Below are 17,065 nucleotides of genomic sequence, written 5' to 3'. Positions count from 1 at the left end.
CTTGTAGGTTGCGGGCCCTAGTCGGTGAGCGGCTTCACCCAGCGGCGCCACTGCTCCTCGGGCGCGTACCCGGCGGCCTGCCACGCGTGCTGCGCGGTCTCGTTGCGCTGGAGCACCATCGCATCCCCGCGACGCCCTCCCAGCGTTACGAAACGTTCCTCGGCGGCGGCGAGGAGCGCCGAGCCGATGCCGAGGCGCCGCCGCCCGGGGTGGACCGCGAGCCGGTAGAGATGGCACCGCCAGCCGTCGAAGCCGGCGATCACCGTGCCCACCAGCTCGCCGTCGTGCTCCGCGAGGATCAGCGCCTCGGGATCGCGGGCGACGAGCCGCTCCACGCCGTTCCGGTCGTCACTGATGCTCGTGCCCTCGGCGGCCACCTTCCAGAAAGCCAGCACGGTGTCGAGGTCGTCGGGCGTCGCGGCCCGTATGCGCAGGTCATTCATGTGCCGATCCCATCACTCGATCCGGATGGCGACACGGAATTCCACGATCCGGACGCCATCGCGGCGGGAGGCCGACGGTCACTCGCCGCGCAGTGCCTCGACGACGGGAGCGAACGTCTCCATGTTCGGTTCCAGGACGGTCAGATACGAGATTCCGTACCGCTCCCGCCGCGCCCGCAGCTGCTCCACGATCTGCTCCAACGTCCCCGCCAGGACGATGGGCAGCTCCAGGACCTGTTGTTCGGTCAGGTGGGGAATGCGGGGCAGCCATGGCTGGATGGCGGCACCGGGGTCGTCGGTGACGAGGACGATCTGGATCAGCAGGTTGAGCTCGGCGGGCTCCTTGCGTCCGGCGGCGAACTCCCGGTACAGGGCGATGCGTTGGTCGAGTTCCTCGGGGGCGATCGGTGCCAGTGTGCCGCTGTCCAGAGTGCGAGCGCCGGTGAACGCGGCGACGTCCGCGTGCTCGGCGGTGAGCCGCAGCATCCGGTCGCTGTTGGCGCCGATCAGCAACGGCACCCGAGGCCGCTGTACAGCTTGCGGCATGGGGGTCCCCCCGCTCGAGCGCAGTCGAGAGTGGGGGAGTTCGTCCGAGCCGAGCAGCCGCTCCAACTCCTCGACCGTACGCCGGAGATGGTCGACCCGCTCGCGTGGCGAACCCCAGGGCAGACCCGCCGTCTCGTGCTCCGCCTGTACGTAGCCGGTGCCCAGGCCGAGTTCGAGGCGGCCGCCCGTCAGGGCGTCCGTGGTGGCCACCTCGCGGGCCAGCAGCGCGGGGTTCCAGAAGCCCGCGTTGAGCACGAACGTGCCGAGGCGGGGCCGCTCGGTCGCCTCGGCGGCGGCGACCAGGGCGGGGAACGGGGCGGGCATGCCGAGATGGTCGGCCACGGTGATCACGTCGTAGCCGAGCTCCTCGGCCCGGCGGCACTTCGCACGCCACTCGTCGGCCGGCGCGGGGGTGAGCATGTTGACGCCGAAACGGAAGGGACGTGAGGGCTGCGGCATGAACTCTCCTTATTCACCAGCGACTTGCGCGCGAGGGGCGGACAGGGCGCGAGTGCATCGGCGGACCTGGCGCGAGTACATCACTCGTGCGCGATCGCCGCCAGCACATTCATGCGGGATGCACGCAACGCCGGCAGCAGCGCCGCCACGATGCCCACGACCGCCGAACCGACCACGACCGCGATGAGCGTCGTCCAGGGGATGGCGAACGCCTTCATGCCTTGCAGCGCCAGCACTTGCTGCACACACACGCCCCAGACCAACCCCAGCGCCAGGCCGAGGACCGCGCCGAACACGGCGATCACCACCGACTCCAGACGGATCATCCGGCGCAGCTGCCGCCGGGCGAGCCCGATGGCGCGCAGCAGCCCGATCTCCCTCGTGCGCTCGACGACCGACAGGGCGAGGGTGTTCACGACGCCGAGCACCGCGATGACGATCGCGAGCCCGAGCAGTGCGTACACGAGGTAGAGCAGCACGGCGATCTGATCGTGGATCAGCTTCTTGTAGTCGGCCTGGTCAAGGGCTTGCACCTGCGGATACGGGTCCAGCGTCTTCTTCAGCTGCGCGCGCAACTGGTCGGCGCTGGTGCCCGAGGCGGCGTTCACATACAGCGCGGAGTCCTGTCCGCCGGGCAGGTACTTCTCGATCGTGCCGAAGCCGAAGTACAGGCCGCCCTGCATGCCGAAGCCCTCGGCGGCGTCCTGATCGCTGAGCGCCCCCACGGTCAGCTCGGTCTTCCGCCCGGCGGGGAATTCGACGGGGATCGTGCTGCCGAGGCGCACGCCGTGCTTCCGCGCGAACTTCACGTCCATGGCGATGTGCCCGTCGGCGAGCGCCGCCGCCGTGTCCCCCTGGGCATACGTGATGTGGGCGACCTCGTCGAGCCGTGGATCGTAGGCGGCGGCGGTCGTCTCGATCCTCTTGCCGTCCGGCAGTCGCACGGCGACCGGCGTGAACCGCTGGCGGACCACGAGTCCGGCGCCCTCCGTGCCGCGCACCTTGTCGGTGAGCTCCTGGGTGAACGGCACGAAGTTGCTGTTCTGGATCACGAAGTCGGCGCCCAGCGTCTTGTCGATCTGCTGGTCGAAGGACTTGCTCATGGACGCGCTGGCCACGGACATCCCGCCGACCAGGGCGAGTCCCACCATCAGGGCGGCCGCGGTGGCGCCCGTGCGCCGTGGATTGCGCAGCGCGTTGCGCTGGCTCATCCGGCCGACCGAGCCGAAGAGTGCGGGGAAGGCCCCGCCCAGGACCCGGATCACCGGCCTGACCAGGAGCGGCCCCGCGATCACCGTCGCGATGAGCGTCAGGACGACCCCAAGTCCCAGCAGGGAGGCGGCCGTCGATGTCTTCGACGAGGCCACGCACCCCGCGAGCGCGGCGACGCCGGCCGCGCCGACGACCGAGCCCACCACGGCGCGCACCCGCAACGGCCGTCCCACACCGGCGACTTCGGCGTCCGCGAGGGCCGCCATGGGGGAGACGCCCGCCGCGCGCCTGGCCGGGAGGTACGCCGCCACGAAGGTGACGCCGACCCCGACGACGTACGCGGAGACGGGTGTCCCCCAGCCGATCACCATCTCGGTGGACTTGAGGTTCATGCCGAACGCGGTCATGAGCTTGATCAGCCCCACCGCGAGCCCGATTCCCGCGGCGAGTCCCAGCGTGGAACCGACCAGGCCGAGCAGCAGCGCCTCGGTCAGCACGGAGCGGCGCACCTGGCGCCGGTCGGCGCCGAGCGCCCGCAACAGGCCCAGTTCTCGCGTGCGTTGGGCGATGAGCATCGAGAAGGTGTTGACGATGAGGAAGACGCCGACGAGCACGGCGATCCCGGCGAAGCCGAGCATCACGTACTTGATCACGTCGAGGAATCCGCCGAGCTGGGCGGCGGCGGACTTGGCCTGCTCGGAGGCCGTCTTCAAGTCGTAGGTCTTCGTGTTGAGTTCGGCGGCGATGCGCTGCTTGAGCTGGGCATCGCTGACACCCGGCGCCGCGTCCACGGAAATACTCGTGGCGGCGTCCGGGCTGCCCAGCAGTCTGGTCTGTGCGGTCGGGGTGTCGAGGAAGATCAGCGCGGCGCCGGGGTTGGTGGTGGTGAAGGTGGCGATGCCGACGATCCGCACTGTGAACTGGCCGGGCTGCGCCTGCACCGTCAGGGTGTCACCGATACGGACGTGCTTCTTCTTGGCGGTGTCCGCGTCCAGGAGTGCCTCGCCGTCTCCCTGCGGCTCGTGCCCGGAGGTCAGCTTGACCGGACTGCGTTTGGTGACCTCCCAGTTGGTGACGATGGTCGGCGCGCCCGTCGTCGGTCCGACCGAGTGGTGCTCGCTGTCCACGACCGTGGCGTTCTCGACATCCACGTCCACATGGGTGGCGGCGACGCCGTCGACCTTCGTCAGCCGGTCCGCGAGCGCGGCGGGTACGGTCTGGGTGGCGCCGGTCGGGATCTGCGAGGTGAGGTCGTTCTTCGGCTCCACCGTCACATCGGCCGCGGTGGAGGCGAACAGCCGGTCGAAGGTGCGCGTCACTGTGTCCGAGAAGATGAGACTGCCCGCGACGAACGCCACCGAGAGCACGACGGCCAGCGCCGAGAGCAGGAGCCGCCCCTTGTGCGCGAGAAAGCTCCGCAGAGTCGCTTTGAGCACGACCGCCTCAGTCCTTGTCGAGGATGATGTCGCCGGCGCCGCCGTCGGGCGATACGGCACCGGACGCGCTGTCGGAAGCCGCCTCACCCGGGCCGCCCGCACCGTCGAAGGTCACCCGGATGGTGTCGAACCCGGGGGTCTGGGGGTGTCCCCCGGAAAAGAGGCGCATTCTCTCCAGCACCGCCTCCGCCGTGGGCCGCTCCATCTCGTCCACGATTCGCCCGTCCCCGAGGAAGAGCACCAGGTCGGAGTGGGCGGCCGCGCCGGGATCGTGCGTGACCATGACGACGGTCTGGCTCAGCGTGTCGACCGCCTCGCGCAGGAAGCCCAGGACTTCGAGCCCCGCGCGGGAGTCGAGGTTGCCGGTCGGCTCGTCGGCGAAGATCAGCTCGGGGCGCGAGGCGAGCGCCCGGGCGCAGGCGACGCGCTGCTGCTGGCCGCCGGACAGCTGCGAGGGCCGGTGCTTGAGTCGGTCGCGCAGACCGAGCGTGTCGATGACCTGGTCCAGCCACTTCTGGTCGGGTTTCTGGCCCGCGATGTCCATGGGCAGTGTGATGTTCTCGGCCGCGTTCAGCGTCGGGATCAGGTTGAACGACTGGAACATGAAGCCGATCCGGTCCCGCCGCAGCTGGGTCAGCTCGCGGTCCTTCAGTCCGGTGATCTCGGTGTCGCCCAGCCACACCTGTCCGGCCGAGACGGTGTCGAGTCCCGCCAGACAGTGCATGAGGGTGGATTTTCCCGAGCCCGACGGGCCCATGACCGCGGTGAAGCGGCCACGCGCGATGTCCACGTCGACCGAGTCGAGGGCGAGCACCGCCGTCTCGCCCGAGCCGTACGCCTTCGTCAGACCGCGGGCGCGGGCGGCGATTCCGTCCGCCTCCGCGCGGCCGACGGCGTGCTCCGCAGCAGGTGTGGACAAGGCCGCCTCCTTGGTCATGGACGTCCCGACTCCCTTGTCCCGGCCGAGCCTAATGTGATCCGGGGCACAGTTGGTATCCCCCCGAGGTGTCGGCCGGTCTCCGTCCCAGGTCGTGCCCCCGATACCCGTGTAAGGGGCACTCTCCACCGGCGCTCTCCACCCTCGCATCCACCGGGGTCCTCTTGTCGGTGCTAGCAATCCGGCGCTAGCTTGAAAGCATGGCGAAGACTCAGCTGAACGTACGGGTGGACGAGGGCACGGCCCGCGCCGCCCGCGAGCGAGCCCTGGAGCGCGGGATGAGTGTGAACCGCTACATCGAAGAGCTGGTCAGACAGGACACAGGGGAGGTGGGCCACACCTTCGTGGAGGCCGCCGCCGATTTCATGAAGCAGTACGAGAACGTCTTCGCCGAGGAATTCGGCGCGGACCGAGAAGGCGCGCGCGAAGGTCGTCGTTGATCCCTTGAGCAGTCTCAGAGTCGACCTTGCCTGGCTCCTCATGATCGCCGAACGGAACACGCCCGGAGATCCCCAGGTCACCGACTGGGGAGCCCTCGTCGCCGCCGTCAGCCGGCACGAGGCGGAGATATTCGGCATTCCCGTCTACGACAGCCCGCACGCCCGCGCCGCCGCGCTGCTCCAGCTCCTGTTGCACGTACCGGCGCTCGAACGCTCCAACGCGATGTTCGCCTCGGCCGTCGCGTACGCCTATCTCGTCGCCAGCGGCCTCAAGGTCGTCACCTCCCCCGAGCAGGTGCGCGAACTCGCCCGCCTGGTGAAGGGCGGCGAGGCCACGGTGCAGGACATCGCTCACGTCCTGCGGCAGTGGAGTCTGTGACTACGTGTCGGCCTCGGGGCGGCGCGCGGTGCCCAGTACGCAGTACGAGGTGGGCAGCCGAGGCCCCTTCTCCGGCATCAGCATCCGCCGGTACGGGCCGAGTTCGAACCCGGCGTCACGCAGTGCGGCGATCGGGTCGCGGGACAGATGGCAGCCGCCGTTCAGCCGCGGCCACACGGTGCGGTCCAGGCCGCGCTGCGTGTACGTCATCGCGCGCCCGCCGCCCTTGCCGTGCTCGAAGAACCGCAGGGTGCCGCCGGGTCGCAGCACGCGCCGCAGTTCGGCGAGGGCGCGCGGCACATCGCGGACGCTGCACAGGACCAGCGAGACCACGGCCGCGTCGAACGCCTCGCTCTTGACCGGCAGGGCCTCCGCCGCGCCCGGCACCACGTCGACGGGGACGCCGGAGCGGAGGGCGGCCTCCACCGCCAACTGCCGCAGCAGCCGCTCGGGTTCGATGGCGACGACCTCCGAGACGGTGCTCGGATAGTGCGCGAAGTTAAGACCGTTGCCCGCGCCGATCTCGATGACCCGCCCGGACAGCCCGGCGAGCAGTCGCTCGCGTACGTCGCCCACGCCCCACCGGGTCTCGGCGGTCACGCTGATGCGGGCGTAGTAGCGGGCGAACAGCGGATGGTGCACGGTGTCCCGCGTCACCTTGCCGGAGGCGGCTGATCCGAGCGGCATGAGCGGCATGGCGGACCTCCCGGGAGGACGGGCCTTACCGTGATTGTCCCCCCAGGACGCCCGCCGCACGCGTCGCGCGTCAGGCGATGAAGTCGCGCACCTGTTCGTAGACGCCGTAATCGTTGTTCATGTCGGTGTGCGAGATGCAGCCGACCTCCACATTGGTGGCGCCGGACAGGATCGCGGTGGTGTCCGGGGTGAGCGCGTCGTCGCAGTTCGACCAGTAGCTGGCGTAGGTGACGCTGCCCGGTGTCTCGTCACCGGAGTTCAGTGATGTCAGGAACGAGCTGCCGGTGTACATCTCGGCGCAGGATGTATACAGCCACTTGCACCACGAGGCGACGGTCGTCCCGTGGTTCACCCCCGCGGAGGAGACGAAGTCGTCGACGTACGACGTCCCGCCGAGGTTCTTGAGGTAGTAGCGCGCGCTGAGCGCGCCCATGGAGTGCACGACCAGGTCGACCTTCGAGGCACCGGTCTGCGCGAGCACGCTCTTGACCTCGGTGGCCAGTTGCTGGGCGGTGGTCACGTTCGACTGCGACCAGTCGTACGACCAGGCGAACAGCTCGGAAGAGGAGTAGCCGTCCGCCTCGAAGTCGGCGATCCAGTCGTCCCAGCTGCTCGACGAACTACTGAGGCCGTGCACGAAGACCACGGGGTTGTGGGTGGCGGCCTGGGCGGGCGCGGCGGACAGGGAGAGCGACAGAAGGAGCGCGGCGGCCACGGCGGAGAAGAACGTGGCCATACGGCGCATGCGGCGTTGCATGGTGCCTCCTGGAACGGGTGGGGTTGCCTGGAGTGTCAGGCGGGTCTACGCGCGCCGCATCGGTGAAATCGCCGGTCTTTACTTGCCAGTTAACTCGCCAGTAACGTCTTACGTGTGGTGACTTCGGTGAACCCCCCGCCTCTCCCGCACGCTTCGCCACCGCAGCTCCCGCGCGCGTGGCAGCGTGTCGGCACCCCACTTCCTGAAGGCGTACAACAACGCCCCGAAGGACTCCCGGAGGGTGTGCGCGTACGGATCCTGCGCGCCGCCCACGGAGACGCCCGTGCTGCCGCCGAGCTCGCCTCGGTGCTGACCGAGCGTCAACGCGCGGGCCTGGACCCGCTTCCCGCGCAGCCACCGGCGCTCCTGCGCAGCAGCCGGCAGGAAGTCCGCGCCCTGCCCGACGGCACCCGCCTCCTGCTGCTCCTCGCGGCGGCCGACCAGTACCCGGTCGCCACCCACGCCTTCCTGCGCGCCGTCACCGCGGCCCGGCTCGACACGCGGCCGCTCGACGTCGCCGATGTGGCCGGGCTCGCCCACACCACCGCCGGCGGACTCGTCTTCCGCGATCACTGGACCCGGATCGCCGCCTACGAGACCGCCTCCGCGACGGACCGGCGCGCCGTCCATCAACTGCTCGCCCGCGTCCTGCGCGGAGAGGGCGAGTCACCCCGGCGGTCCTGGCACCGGGGTGCCGCCGCGCTCGGCCCCAGCCGACGGCTCGCGGCGGAACTCCGCGCCGCCGCACACACGGCGCGCGGCGCGGGCGAACACGCCCTGGCCTGTGCCCTCGTCGAACGCGCCGCCACGCTGTCGCCCGACCCGCAGGAGCGGAGCCGGCTGCTGTCCCGCGCCGCCGCCGACGCCTGGCGGTCCGGCGACGGCGACCGAGCCCGCCGCCTCGCCGTATACACCCACGACGAGGCCCTGAGCGGCCTGCTCGCCCTGCGCGCGGGCGACGCGACCGAGGCGTTCGACGCGCTGCTCACGGCCGCGGTGCGGTACGCGAGCGGCGACGCGGGGGCGTCCCATGCCCCCGACGCCCCCGCCCACCTCCTCGCCCGGGCCACCGAAGCTGCCATCTACACCGGCGACTTGCGGCGCTGCCGGGAGGCGGCCGCCGTCGCCGACCGGCTCGGGATCGTGCCTCCGGGCACACTGGGCGGCCTCGCCGCCGCCTTCGAGGGCCGCTACGACGACGCGCGCGACGTGCTGAAGGCCGCCGCCGGACGGTGCGGACCCGGCGGCGACCCCACCCTGCTGATCCACTCCGGGATCGCGGCCCTGCTGCTCGGCGACCACACCGGAGCCGCCACCGCGACCGTCCGGGCAGCCGCCGCGGCCAAGGCCAGGGGAGAGTCGGCCACCGTGCCGCAGGCGATGGAGTTCCGTGCCTACGCCGACTTCTGGACCGGGCGCCCGCGGGCCGCCGAGGCCGCCGCCCTGGAGGCACTGCACCAGGCGTACGCCACCGGTCAGGACAACGGGGCCTGTCATCTCCAGGCCGCCCTCGCCATGTTCGCCGCCATCACCGGCGACGAGGACGTCTGCCGGGAGCGCGCCGAGGCCGCCCGCTCCTACGCCCTGGAGCGCGGGCTAGGCCTCCCCGCCGCGCTGGCCCTGTTCGCGCTCGCCCTCCTCGACCTCGGCGCCGGCCGCTTCGCCGCCTCCGCGGCCCGGCTGCGCGCCCTCGCCGGGTTCGGCCCCGGCCACGGACACCGGGCCATCCGGCACCTCGCGACCCCGCTCTACGTCGAGGCCGCCGTCCGCACCGGCGACACCCGGGTCGCCCGGGCCGCCCACGCCGACTACGACCACTGGGCGCGCACCATGCGCAGCGCGGACGAACTGGCCCTCAGCGCGCGCTGCGACGCCCTCCTCGCGGGTGGTGACGAGGCCGTGGAGTACTACCGCACCGCCCTCGACCTGCACGCCTCCGGAACGCGCGACTTCGAACGCGCCCGTACGGAGCTGCTGTTCGGCGGGGCGCTACGGCGGCTGCGGCGCCGTACGGAGGCGCGTGACCGGCTGCACAGCGCGCTCGAAGCGTTTGAGTACTTCGGGTCGCCGCGGTGGGCCGCGGAGGCGCGCGGCGAACTTCGGGTGCTGGGGGAGCCGGCCGGGCCCGCGGGGGGCGCCGGTGATCTGGCGGGACTGTTGACCGCGCAGCAGTTGATGGTGGCGCGGATGGCTGCGGACGGGGCGACCAACCGGGAGATCGCGGCTCGGCTCGCGTTGAGTCCGCGGACCATTGACCACCATCTGCGGGGAGTTTTCGCGCGGTTGGGGATTCGGTCGCGGATCGAGTTGGTCAGGTTGCTGGGGGAGGGGTGAGCGCTCTCCGGTTGTTGGCCGGCTGCGGGTCGGTGGGGGTTGCTCGCGCAGCTCCCCGCGCCCCTTACGGGGCGCTCAGACTGCCTGTGCCGAAGTGAACGTGTTCGCGTTCCAGGTGCCGCCCAGTTGGGGTGCGAGCCAACTCGGTGATCCTGCGCGGAAGTCGGCCGGGGTGTAGGCACCCGCGCCCGACGGCACCGCGCCGAGCAGGGGGGCGGCGGACACCTCCGGGAGGTCCGCGAGGTTGCAGCGGGACGCCAGGTCCGCCTCGTTGGGCCAGCTGCCGATGACTACGCCGACGAAGTCCAGCCCCCGGAACCGTAGTTCATGGGCCGTCAGTTCCGTCGTGTTCAGCGTGCCCAGGCCCGCCGACGCGACCACCAGTACGGGCGCGTCGAGGAGCCGCGCCGCGTCCGCCAGTGTGCCGCCCTCGTCGTCGAAGCGTACGAGCAGGCCGCCCGCGCCCTCGACCAGTACCAGGTCGTGCTCGGTGGCGAGCTTGGCCGCGGCCTCGGCCACCTGCTGCGGGCGCACGGCCGGCATACCCGCTCGGCGGGCAGCCGTCGCGGGGGCCAACGGCTCAGGATAGCGGGCGAGTTCGAGCGTGGTGACGGAGCCCGCGAGCCGGGCCACCTCGTCGGCGTCACCGCGCTCGTCCGGACGTACACCGGTCTGTGCGGGCTTGAGCACGGCCACGGACCGCCCGGCGGCGACAGCCACCGCGGCGACGGCGGCGGTCGTGACCGTCTTGCCGACCTCCGTGCCCGTCCCTGTGATCACCAGTACCGGCATGTCATCCCTCCCGCGCCGCCGCGCACACCGCGCGCGCGATCCGTGCGACGTCCGTGTCGCCCGTGACGTACGGCGGCATCGTGTAGACGAGGTCGCGGAACGGCCGCAGCCACACGCCCTCGCGCACGGCGGCCGCCGTTGCCGCCTTCATGTCCACCTCGTGGTCGAGCTGGACGACACCGATGGCGCCGAGAACGCGTACGTCCCGGACACCGGGCAGGGACGCGGCCTCCGCCAGTCCTTCCCGCAGCCCTGCCTCGATGCGCTTGACCTCGGCCTGCCAGTCCTGGCCGAGCAGCAGGTCGATCGAGGCGCAGGCCACCGCGGCGGCGAGCGGGTTGCCCATGAAGGTCGGGCCGTGAGCGAGGACCGGGACCTCGCCGCGCGAGATGCCGTCGGCCACACGCGAGGTGCACAGCGTCGCCGCCATCGTCATATAGCCGCCGGTCAGCGCCTTGCCCACGCACATCACGTCCGGCGTCACGCCCGCGTGGTCCGCCGCGAACAGCGCGCCCGTGCGGCCGAAGCCGGTCGCGATCTCGTCGAAGACCAGCAGCACGTCGTGCGCGTCGCACGCCTCGCGCAGCACCCGCAGGTAGTCGGGGGAGTGGAACCGCATCCCGCCCGCGCCCTGCACCACCGGCTCCACGATCACCGCGGCCAGTTCGTCGGCGTGCCGCTCGATCAGCTCGCGCAGCTGATCGGCGTACGACTCCTCGTACGCGGCCGGCGGCGCGTCGGCGAACACCTGCCGTTGCAGCACGCCCTGCCACAGCTCGTGCATCCCGCCCTCGGGGTCGCACACCGACATCGGCTGCCAGGTGTCGCCGTGGTAGCCGCCGCGCCAGGTCAGGAGCCGCTGCTTGCCGGGTCGGCCGAGCGAGCGCCAGTGCTGGAGGCACATCTTGACGGCGACCTCGACGGAGACCGAGCCGGAGTCGGCGAGGAAGACATGCTCCAGCCCGGCGGGTGACATGTCGACAAGACGCTTCGCCAGCTGAACGGCGGGCTCGTGCGTGAGCCCGCCGAACATCACATGGCTCATGCGCTCCAGCTGGCCGCGCGCCGCGTCGTTGAGCACCGGGTGGTTGTAGCCGTGGATGGCCGACCACCAGGACGACATGCCGTCCACGACCTCGTCCCCGGCTCCGTCCGCCGTGCGCAGCTTCAGACGTACGCCGCTCGCCGACTCCACGACGAGCGGCTCCTGGCGGCCGGGCATGGGGCCGTACGGATGCCAGACGTGCCGTCGGTCGAGGTCGAGCAGCTCAGGCACCGACAGCCCGGACGGCTCAGGCATTGGGCGCGAGATCCGTTCCGGCACCTCGGCGGCGTACGGCGACGAGGTCGGTGCGCGCGTCGGAGGGCTTCTCCGCGGGAGCCGCAGCAGCCGAGGCGGCCACCGAAGCTGAACCGCACACACCGCCCCCCGCGTGGGATCCGCATCCCGCACCCTCGTGCGAGCCGCACCCGGCCTCCGCGTGCGAGCCGCAGCCCCCGCCCACCGGAACTCGGTGCTCGGGCAGCGTCACCTCGCCCGCGCCCTCCACCTCGAAGCCGGCGTCCGCGATCATGTCGAGGTCCGCCTTGCCGGCCTGGCCCTCACTGGTGAGGTAGTCGCCGAGGAAGATCGAGTTGGCCAGGTTCAGGGCCAGCGGCTGCATGGTGCGCAGATGGACCTCGCGGCCGCCCGCGATGCGGACCTCGACGTCCGGGCAGACGAAACGGACCATCGCGAGGATGCGCAGACAGCGCTGCGGGGTGAGGTTCCACTCCTTGGCGAGCGGGGTGCCCTCGAAGGGGATCAGGAAGTTCACCGGGACGGAGTCGGGGTCGAGCTCGCGGAGCGAGTAGACGACGTCGACCAGGTCCTCGTCCGACTCGCCCATGCCCGCGATCAGACCCGAGCAGGCGGACAGACCCGCCGCGTGTGCCTTCTCGACCGTGTCCACCCGGTCAGCGTACGTGTGCGTGGTCGTAATGTCCCCGTACGTCCCCTCGGACGTGTTGAGGTTGTGGTTGTACGCGTCCGCGCCCGCCTCGCGCAGCCGCTCGGCCTGGCCGTCGGAGAGCAGGCCGAGGCAGGCGCACACCTCGACGTTCTCGTTCTGGTCCTTGATCGCCTTGATGGTGTCGGACACCCGGGCCACGTCACGGTCCGTCGGACCGCGGCCGCTGGCCACCAGGCAGACCCGCTTGGCGCCCCCGGCGAGCCCGGCCGCCGCGGCCTGCGAGGCCTCGTCCGGCTTGAGCCAGGTGTACTTCAGGATCTCGGCCTTGGAGCCGAGCCGCTGCGAACAGTACGAGCAGTCCTCGGGGCACAGGCCCGACTTCAGGTTGACGAGATAGTTCAGTTTCACCCGTCGGCCGAACCAGTGCCGGCGTACCTTGCCGGCCGCGGCCACCACGTCGAGCACGTCGTCGTCGGAGGTGGCCAGTACGGCCAGCGCCTCGTCGCGGGTCGGCAGCTCGCGCCGAAGCCCCTTGTCCACCAGCGTGTTCAGCAGGTCCATGAGATCCGATCCTTGCCTATGCGACCGCTCCCGGCCAAGGAGACTTTGCACAAGAGACACGGTTCGACGTGTGGGTATTGCCACATCCTGCCCGGCTGGCCCGGCCGCTAGGGTCTGTGCACTGCCTACAAAACACCCGTCACCACGGCCCGGAGGACACATGGCGTTCGGCTGGATCGACGAGCAGGCTGAGGCGCGTCGCCGGGCCGGACTCGTCCGCACTCTGCGCCCGCGCCCCGCCGACTCGCCGCTCCTCGATCTCGCGAGCAACGACTACCTCGGTCTCGCCCGTCATCCGGAGATCACCGGGGCAGCGGCTCAGGCCGCGCGCCGGTGGGGCGGCGGCGCGACCGGCTCCCGGCTCGTCACGGGCACCACTGAACTGCACGGCGAACTGGAACGCGAGCTGGCCGACTTCTGCGGCTTCGAGTCCGCGCTCGTCTTCTCCTCCGGATACGCGGCCAATCTCGCCGCCGTCACCGCGCTCGCGCCGCACGGCTCGCTCGTCGTCTCGGACGCGGGCAACCACGCCTCGCTGATCGACGGCTGCCGGCTGGCCCGCGGCACGACCCAGGTTGTCGCGCACGCCGACCCCGACGCCGTACGCAAGGCGCTCGGCACCCACGAGGGGCCCGCCGTCGCCGTGTCCGACACGGTCTTCTCGGTGGACGGGGACGCGGCGCCGCTGGCCGAACTGGCCGTCGCCTGCCGGGAGTACGGGGCAGGACTGATCGTCGACGACGCGCACGGACTCGGCGTGCTGGGCGACGGTGGCAGGGGCGCGCCGCACGCGGCGGGGCTCGCGGGCGCCCCGGACGTCGTCGTGACCGTCACGCTCTCCAAGTCGTTCGGCAGCCAGGGCGGCGCCGTCCTCGGCCCCGCTCCGGTCATCGACCACCTGGTCAACGCGGCGCGCACCTTCATCTTCGACACCGGTCTCGCGCCCGCGGCGGCGGGCGCGGCCCTGGCGGCGCTCAGGCTGCTGCGCCGCGAGCCGGAGCGTGCCGCACGGGCGCGCGCGGTGGCGACGGCGCTGCACACCCGCCTTACGGCCGAGGGCCTCGAAGCGGTACGACCGGACGCCGCCGTCGTCTCCGTGCGCGCGCCGTCCCCCGAGCGGGCCGTGCGGTGGGCGGCCGGCTGCCGTGAGGCGGGACTCGCCGTCGGCTGCTTCCGTCCCCCGTCGGTGCCCGACGGCATCTCGCGGCTGAGGCTGACCGCCCGCGCGGACCTCACCGACGCGCAGATCGAGCACGCCGTACGCGTGATCAGCCAGCAGCGGTGAGTGTGGCGGCGGTCAGCTCAGTCCGGCGATGAATCCCTCCCAGGCGGCAGGGGCGAAGAGCAGGGCGGGTCCCGCCGTGTTCTTGGAATCGCGCACGGCCACCAGTTCGGCCCAGGGTCCCGGGCCGGGGCGTGCTGTCTCGACGCAGTTGTTCATTCCCGTGCTGCGGCTGCTGCGCAGCCATCGCACGTCGTGCAGCGAAGTACTGGATGGTACGTACCGAGGCAGTGCAGACATGGGGGTGCCTCCTTACGCGCCGTCACCTATCCCGGCGATGTAGTCCAACGAGTCCTCGGGCGAAAGGGCGTGGAACTGAAGGGCGTTGAAAGCTTCGCTGTAGGCCTGCAGGTCTTCTTTCCGTTCGAGGTAGAGGCTACTCGTCAAGTGGTCGAGAACAACCACATCCAGATCAGTTGTGTTCGGAAATGAGAAGATAACGAAAGGCCCTGTGACTCCGATGTGTGCTCCGGCGGCGAACGGCAGGACCTGAAGCCGCACTTGAGGCAGGGCGGCGGCCTCTCGCAGACGCTCCAGCTGCCGTGCCATGACCTCCGGTCCGCCGACCTCACGCCGTAACACCGCTTCGTCCAGAACGGCGCTCAGTTCCAGCGGTGGATTCGAACGCAGCACGTCCTGGCGGGCGAGGCGCACCTCGACGAGCGCGTCCAGCTTGTCGTCCTCCAGCCCGTCCACGGCGGCCCGCGTCACCGCCCGGGCGTACTCGGGCGTCTGCAGCAGCCCCGGCACGACGGAGGTCTCCAGCGTGCGCATCCCGCTGGCCTGCGACTCCAGGCTGATGAAGTCGCGGTACGTCGACGGCAGCACCCCGCGATAGGCGTGCCACCAGTGGTGCCGCCCGTTGCCCTCGGAGCCCGCCAGCACGACCAGGAGATCTCGTAAGTCGGGGTCCTCGACGGCGTACGCGTCCAGCAGCCGTGCTACGTCCGAGGGCTTCACCCCGCTGGTGCCGGTCTCGATCCGGCTCACTTTCGACTGGTGCCAGCCCAAGCGGCGGGCCGCCTCACCACTGGTGAGGCCCGCATCGGCGCGCAGCGCGCGCAGTTCGGCACCGAGCTTGCGGCGGCGTACCGCGGGACCGTGCTGCATGGCCGTACTCCTTACTCCTTACGAGCCGCCCAAATACGGTCTGGGGTCGCAGAGTTCACCGCTTCGAGCGACAGATATATGCATATCTTGGTGGATCGCACCCGTGACCGGCCCGGTAATGGCAGTCTGGCGCGAAGCACCAGTCCGGGACCGTACTCGAACCATCCGCTCCGTGTCGGACTCCGGTCCCGTGGGAAAGGGACGACGTCGCCATGGCAGATCACCAGGAAGCATCCGTCACTCTGCCGAGCGATCCCGCCTCGGTTTCCGCGGCCCGGAAATTCGTCGCCGATGTGCTGGCCGAATGGGGCCTGCCGTGCGACTCCGAAGTCGCGGACACCGTACGCCTGATCGTGTCCGAACTAGCAACCAACGCCGTCCAGCACACTTTCGGGCAGTCGCCCACCTTCACGGTGGACGTCCGGCTCGACCGAGACGAACACCTGCGCCTCGGCGTCACCGACAGCCACCCGCGCTTTCCGAAACGGCTGCCCGCAGCCGTCCAACAGGACAACGGCCGCGGCATGGTGATCATCCGCTGGCTGACCGCGGAATGCGGCGGCAGACTCGCCGTCCGGCCCACCAGGGAAGGCGGCAAGACGGTTTCCATCGAACTGCCGTGGACGGCATCGGTCCAGCCGGTGGCGGCCGGGGGACCTCAAGAGCCGTAGGAGGCGGCTCAGTTGTCGTGTCCGTACGACTCCGCTCGACGTTCTGCCGGAACAGGGAACGGTGCAGCGCGGCGGAGGCCGTGAACAGGGCGGCGACCGGCATCGAGAGCAGCGGCGTGGTGACGTGGGCGGCGCGCCGCACGGTGTCGGGCGAGGGGAAGCGCTGGGTGAAGGCCAGGGGAAGCAGGAAGGCGAAGCGGATCCGCACCGCCGGTCTGGCTGAGGCGCGGCTCCTGGAGCAGCTCGCTGAAGTTGTGGCCGGCGCGTTCACGCCCCGAGGGGGTGACGGCGGTGTGCGCCGTCACCCCCTCGGGCGGGTCAGCTGACGCGGCCGTACCAGACGCTCTTCGTCCAGATCTTCTGGAGCTTCACGACCTCCCCGGTCTTCGGGGAGTGCCAGATCTTTCCCTTCCCGGCATAGATGCCGACGTGGTACACGCTCCGGCCCGAGTGGAAGAACACGAGGTCTCCGGCCTTGCGGTGCGTGGCGGAGACATGGTGCGTCTTGTTGTACTGCGCCGCGGCCGTACGAGGCAGCTCCTTGCCCGCCTTCTTGTACGAGTAGAGCGTGAACCCGGAGCAGTCGAAACGGCGCGGCCCCGTGGCGCCCCACTGGTACGGGGAGCCCTTCTTGGAAGCCGCGACCTGAAGTGCCTTCGTCGCAGGAGTGGCCGCCGCGGCGTCGGGCGCGACGCCCGGGACCACGAGGCTGCCGCCCACGGCGGCAATGGTGAGAGCCGAGGCCGTACCGGCCCTGGTCCACAGCGACGGGACACGATTGAGCGCAGTCATGCGCAACCCTTCGTCAGCCGCCTGTGAAGGATGACCTGTCGGATTCGGGCTGGCGAAGTAGCCCGGCCGCTTACGCGGCTTCACCCCAAGGACCGTCCGGATCTCTCCGGCGGCCCGTCGTGCTGGGTCCTCCACTCCTGCCGATGCACTTCTGTCGACCGGACATCCGGGCAGCGGCAGGACTCGGCGTCCGCCCGGACCGCCCCGCCGTTGTGGCGGGGGCTTGTCGTCGGAAGGGATCTTCACGCATGAGTGTCCGAAAAACC

The 17,065-nt window shown here is 70.9% G+C and carries 17 protein-coding genes, 1 pseudogene and 1 riboswitch; of the genes and pseudogenes, 5 read left to right on the top strand and 13 right to left on the bottom strand.

Going from position 1 to position 17,065, the window contains the following annotated elements; genetic code table 11:
* Nucleotides 1-17: 17 nt before the first annotated feature.
* From AB5J50_RS08325 to AB5J50_RS08310, 4 genes are all read right to left on the bottom strand, one after another.
* Nucleotides 18-443, bottom strand: coding sequence for a GNAT family N-acetyltransferase (locus tag AB5J50_RS08325; RefSeq protein ID WP_369256357.1), 426 nt, complete (start codon nucleotides 441-443; stop codon nucleotides 18-20).
* A gap of 78 nt (nucleotides 444-521) precedes the next feature.
* Nucleotides 522-1,448 (bottom strand): LLM class F420-dependent oxidoreductase, encoded by a 927-nt coding sequence (locus AB5J50_RS08320; protein WP_369256355.1) that lies wholly within the window; start codon nucleotides 1,446-1,448, stop codon nucleotides 522-524.
* An 80-nt stretch (nucleotides 1,449-1,528) separates the two neighbouring features.
* Complete coding sequence (locus AB5J50_RS08315; RefSeq protein ID WP_369256353.1) at nucleotides 1,529-4,096, bottom strand: ABC transporter permease; 2,568 nt, start codon at nucleotides 4,094-4,096, stop codon at nucleotides 1,529-1,531.
* 7 nt (nucleotides 4,097-4,103) lie between these two features.
* Nucleotides 4,104-5,015, bottom strand: coding sequence for an ABC transporter ATP-binding protein (locus AB5J50_RS08310; protein ID WP_369256351.1), 912 nt, complete (start codon nucleotides 5,013-5,015; stop codon nucleotides 4,104-4,106).
* Nucleotides 5,016-5,233: 218 nt separating this feature from the next.
* On the opposite strand from AB5J50_RS08310, the gene AB5J50_RS08305 reads away from it, so the two are divergent.
* Entirely contained in the window at nucleotides 5,234-5,473 is a 240-nt protein-coding gene (locus tag AB5J50_RS08305; RefSeq protein WP_369256349.1) for a toxin-antitoxin system HicB family antitoxin, read from the top strand.
* A gap of 4 nt (nucleotides 5,474-5,477) precedes the next feature.
* Nucleotides 5,478-5,852, top strand: coding sequence for a fic family toxin-antitoxin system, toxin component (locus AB5J50_RS08300; RefSeq protein ID WP_327427024.1), 375 nt, complete (start codon nucleotides 5,478-5,480; stop codon nucleotides 5,850-5,852).
* Here the strand turns inward: AB5J50_RS08300 and AB5J50_RS08295 are convergent, their stop codons facing one another.
* Together AB5J50_RS08295 and AB5J50_RS08290 are read right to left on the bottom strand one after the other, a co-directional pair.
* On the bottom strand, nucleotides 5,853-6,539 hold the full coding sequence (locus AB5J50_RS08295) for a class I SAM-dependent methyltransferase (protein ID WP_369265333.1): 687 nt from the start codon (nucleotides 6,537-6,539) through the stop codon (nucleotides 5,853-5,855).
* Between the two features lie 79 nt (nucleotides 6,540-6,618).
* The gene (locus AB5J50_RS08290; protein WP_369256347.1) at nucleotides 6,619-7,305 is read right to left on the bottom strand and encodes an esterase/lipase family protein; all 687 of its coding nucleotides are present in this window, start codon (nucleotides 7,303-7,305) and stop codon (nucleotides 6,619-6,621) included.
* Nucleotides 7,306-7,548: 243 nt separating this feature from the next.
* Between AB5J50_RS08290 and AB5J50_RS08285 the strand changes: the two genes are divergently transcribed.
* Nucleotides 7,549-9,639, top strand: a complete 2,091-nt coding sequence (locus AB5J50_RS08285; protein ID WP_369256345.1) for a LuxR C-terminal-related transcriptional regulator — start codon at nucleotides 7,549-7,551, stop codon at nucleotides 9,637-9,639.
* A 75-nt stretch (nucleotides 9,640-9,714) separates the two neighbouring features.
* Here the strand turns inward: AB5J50_RS08285 and bioD are convergent, their stop codons facing one another.
* From bioD to bioB, 3 genes are read right to left on the bottom strand one after another with little or no spacing between them, the layout of a single operon-like run.
* Nucleotides 9,715-10,431, bottom strand: a complete 717-nt coding sequence (gene bioD, locus AB5J50_RS08280; RefSeq protein ID WP_369256343.1) for a dethiobiotin synthase — start codon at nucleotides 10,429-10,431, stop codon at nucleotides 9,715-9,717.
* A 1-nt stretch (nucleotide 10,432) separates the two neighbouring features.
* Nucleotides 10,433-11,731, bottom strand: coding sequence for an adenosylmethionine--8-amino-7-oxononanoate transaminase (locus AB5J50_RS08275; protein WP_369256341.1), 1,299 nt, complete (start codon nucleotides 11,729-11,731; stop codon nucleotides 10,433-10,435).
* Nucleotides 11,724-12,944, bottom strand: a complete 1,221-nt coding sequence (bioB, locus tag AB5J50_RS08270; RefSeq protein ID WP_369256339.1) for a biotin synthase BioB — start codon at nucleotides 12,942-12,944, stop codon at nucleotides 11,724-11,726. The genes AB5J50_RS08275 and bioB overlap by 8 nt, the downstream gene beginning before the upstream one ends.
* Nucleotides 12,945-13,104: 160 nt before the next feature.
* Between bioB and AB5J50_RS08265 the strand changes: the two genes are divergently transcribed.
* Entirely contained in the window at nucleotides 13,105-14,229 is a 1,125-nt protein-coding gene (locus tag AB5J50_RS08265) for an 8-amino-7-oxononanoate synthase (RefSeq protein ID WP_369256337.1), read from the top strand.
* Nucleotides 14,230-14,241: 12 nt separating this feature from the next.
* Here the strand turns inward: AB5J50_RS08265 and AB5J50_RS08260 are convergent, their stop codons facing one another.
* Nucleotides 14,242-14,466 carry a DUF397 domain-containing protein gene (locus AB5J50_RS08260; RefSeq protein WP_327427017.1) on the bottom strand — a complete coding sequence of 75 codons (225 nt, stop codon included), beginning with the start codon at nucleotides 14,464-14,466 and terminating at the stop codon, nucleotides 14,242-14,244.
* 12 nt (nucleotides 14,467-14,478) lie between these two features.
* The gene (locus AB5J50_RS08255) at nucleotides 14,479-15,336 is read right to left on the bottom strand and encodes a helix-turn-helix domain-containing protein (protein WP_369256335.1); all 858 of its coding nucleotides are present in this window, start codon (nucleotides 15,334-15,336) and stop codon (nucleotides 14,479-14,481) included.
* Between the two features lie 212 nt (nucleotides 15,337-15,548).
* Between AB5J50_RS08255 and AB5J50_RS08250 the strand changes: the two genes are divergently transcribed.
* Nucleotides 15,549-16,007, top strand: a complete 459-nt coding sequence (locus AB5J50_RS08250) for an ATP-binding protein (RefSeq protein WP_327427015.1) — start codon at nucleotides 15,549-15,551, stop codon at nucleotides 16,005-16,007.
* Nucleotides 16,008-16,041: 34 nt separating this feature from the next.
* Here the strand turns inward: AB5J50_RS08250 and AB5J50_RS08245 are convergent.
* Nucleotides 16,042-16,312 (bottom strand): annotated as a pseudogene (locus tag AB5J50_RS08245) (DUF6328 family protein); the annotation flags it as partial.
* A 13-nt stretch (nucleotides 16,313-16,325) separates the two neighbouring features.
* Nucleotides 16,326-16,799 carry a C40 family peptidase gene (locus tag AB5J50_RS08240; RefSeq protein WP_369256333.1) on the bottom strand — a complete coding sequence of 158 codons (474 nt, stop codon included), beginning with the start codon at nucleotides 16,797-16,799 and terminating at the stop codon, nucleotides 16,326-16,328.
* A gap of 3 nt (nucleotides 16,800-16,802) precedes the next feature.
* A riboswitch (cyclic di-AMP (ydaO/yuaA leader) is annotated at nucleotides 16,803-16,988 on the bottom strand.
* Nucleotides 16,989-17,065: the final 77 nt, after the last annotated feature.

It is taken from the genome of Streptomyces sp. R35 (genome assembly GCF_041053035.1).
Lineage (GTDB): Bacteria > Actinomycetota > Actinomycetes > Streptomycetales > Streptomycetaceae > Streptomyces > Streptomyces lutosisoli.
Note: the sequence above shows the minus strand (reverse complement) of the source record. Positions and strands in the feature narration are given on the sequence as shown.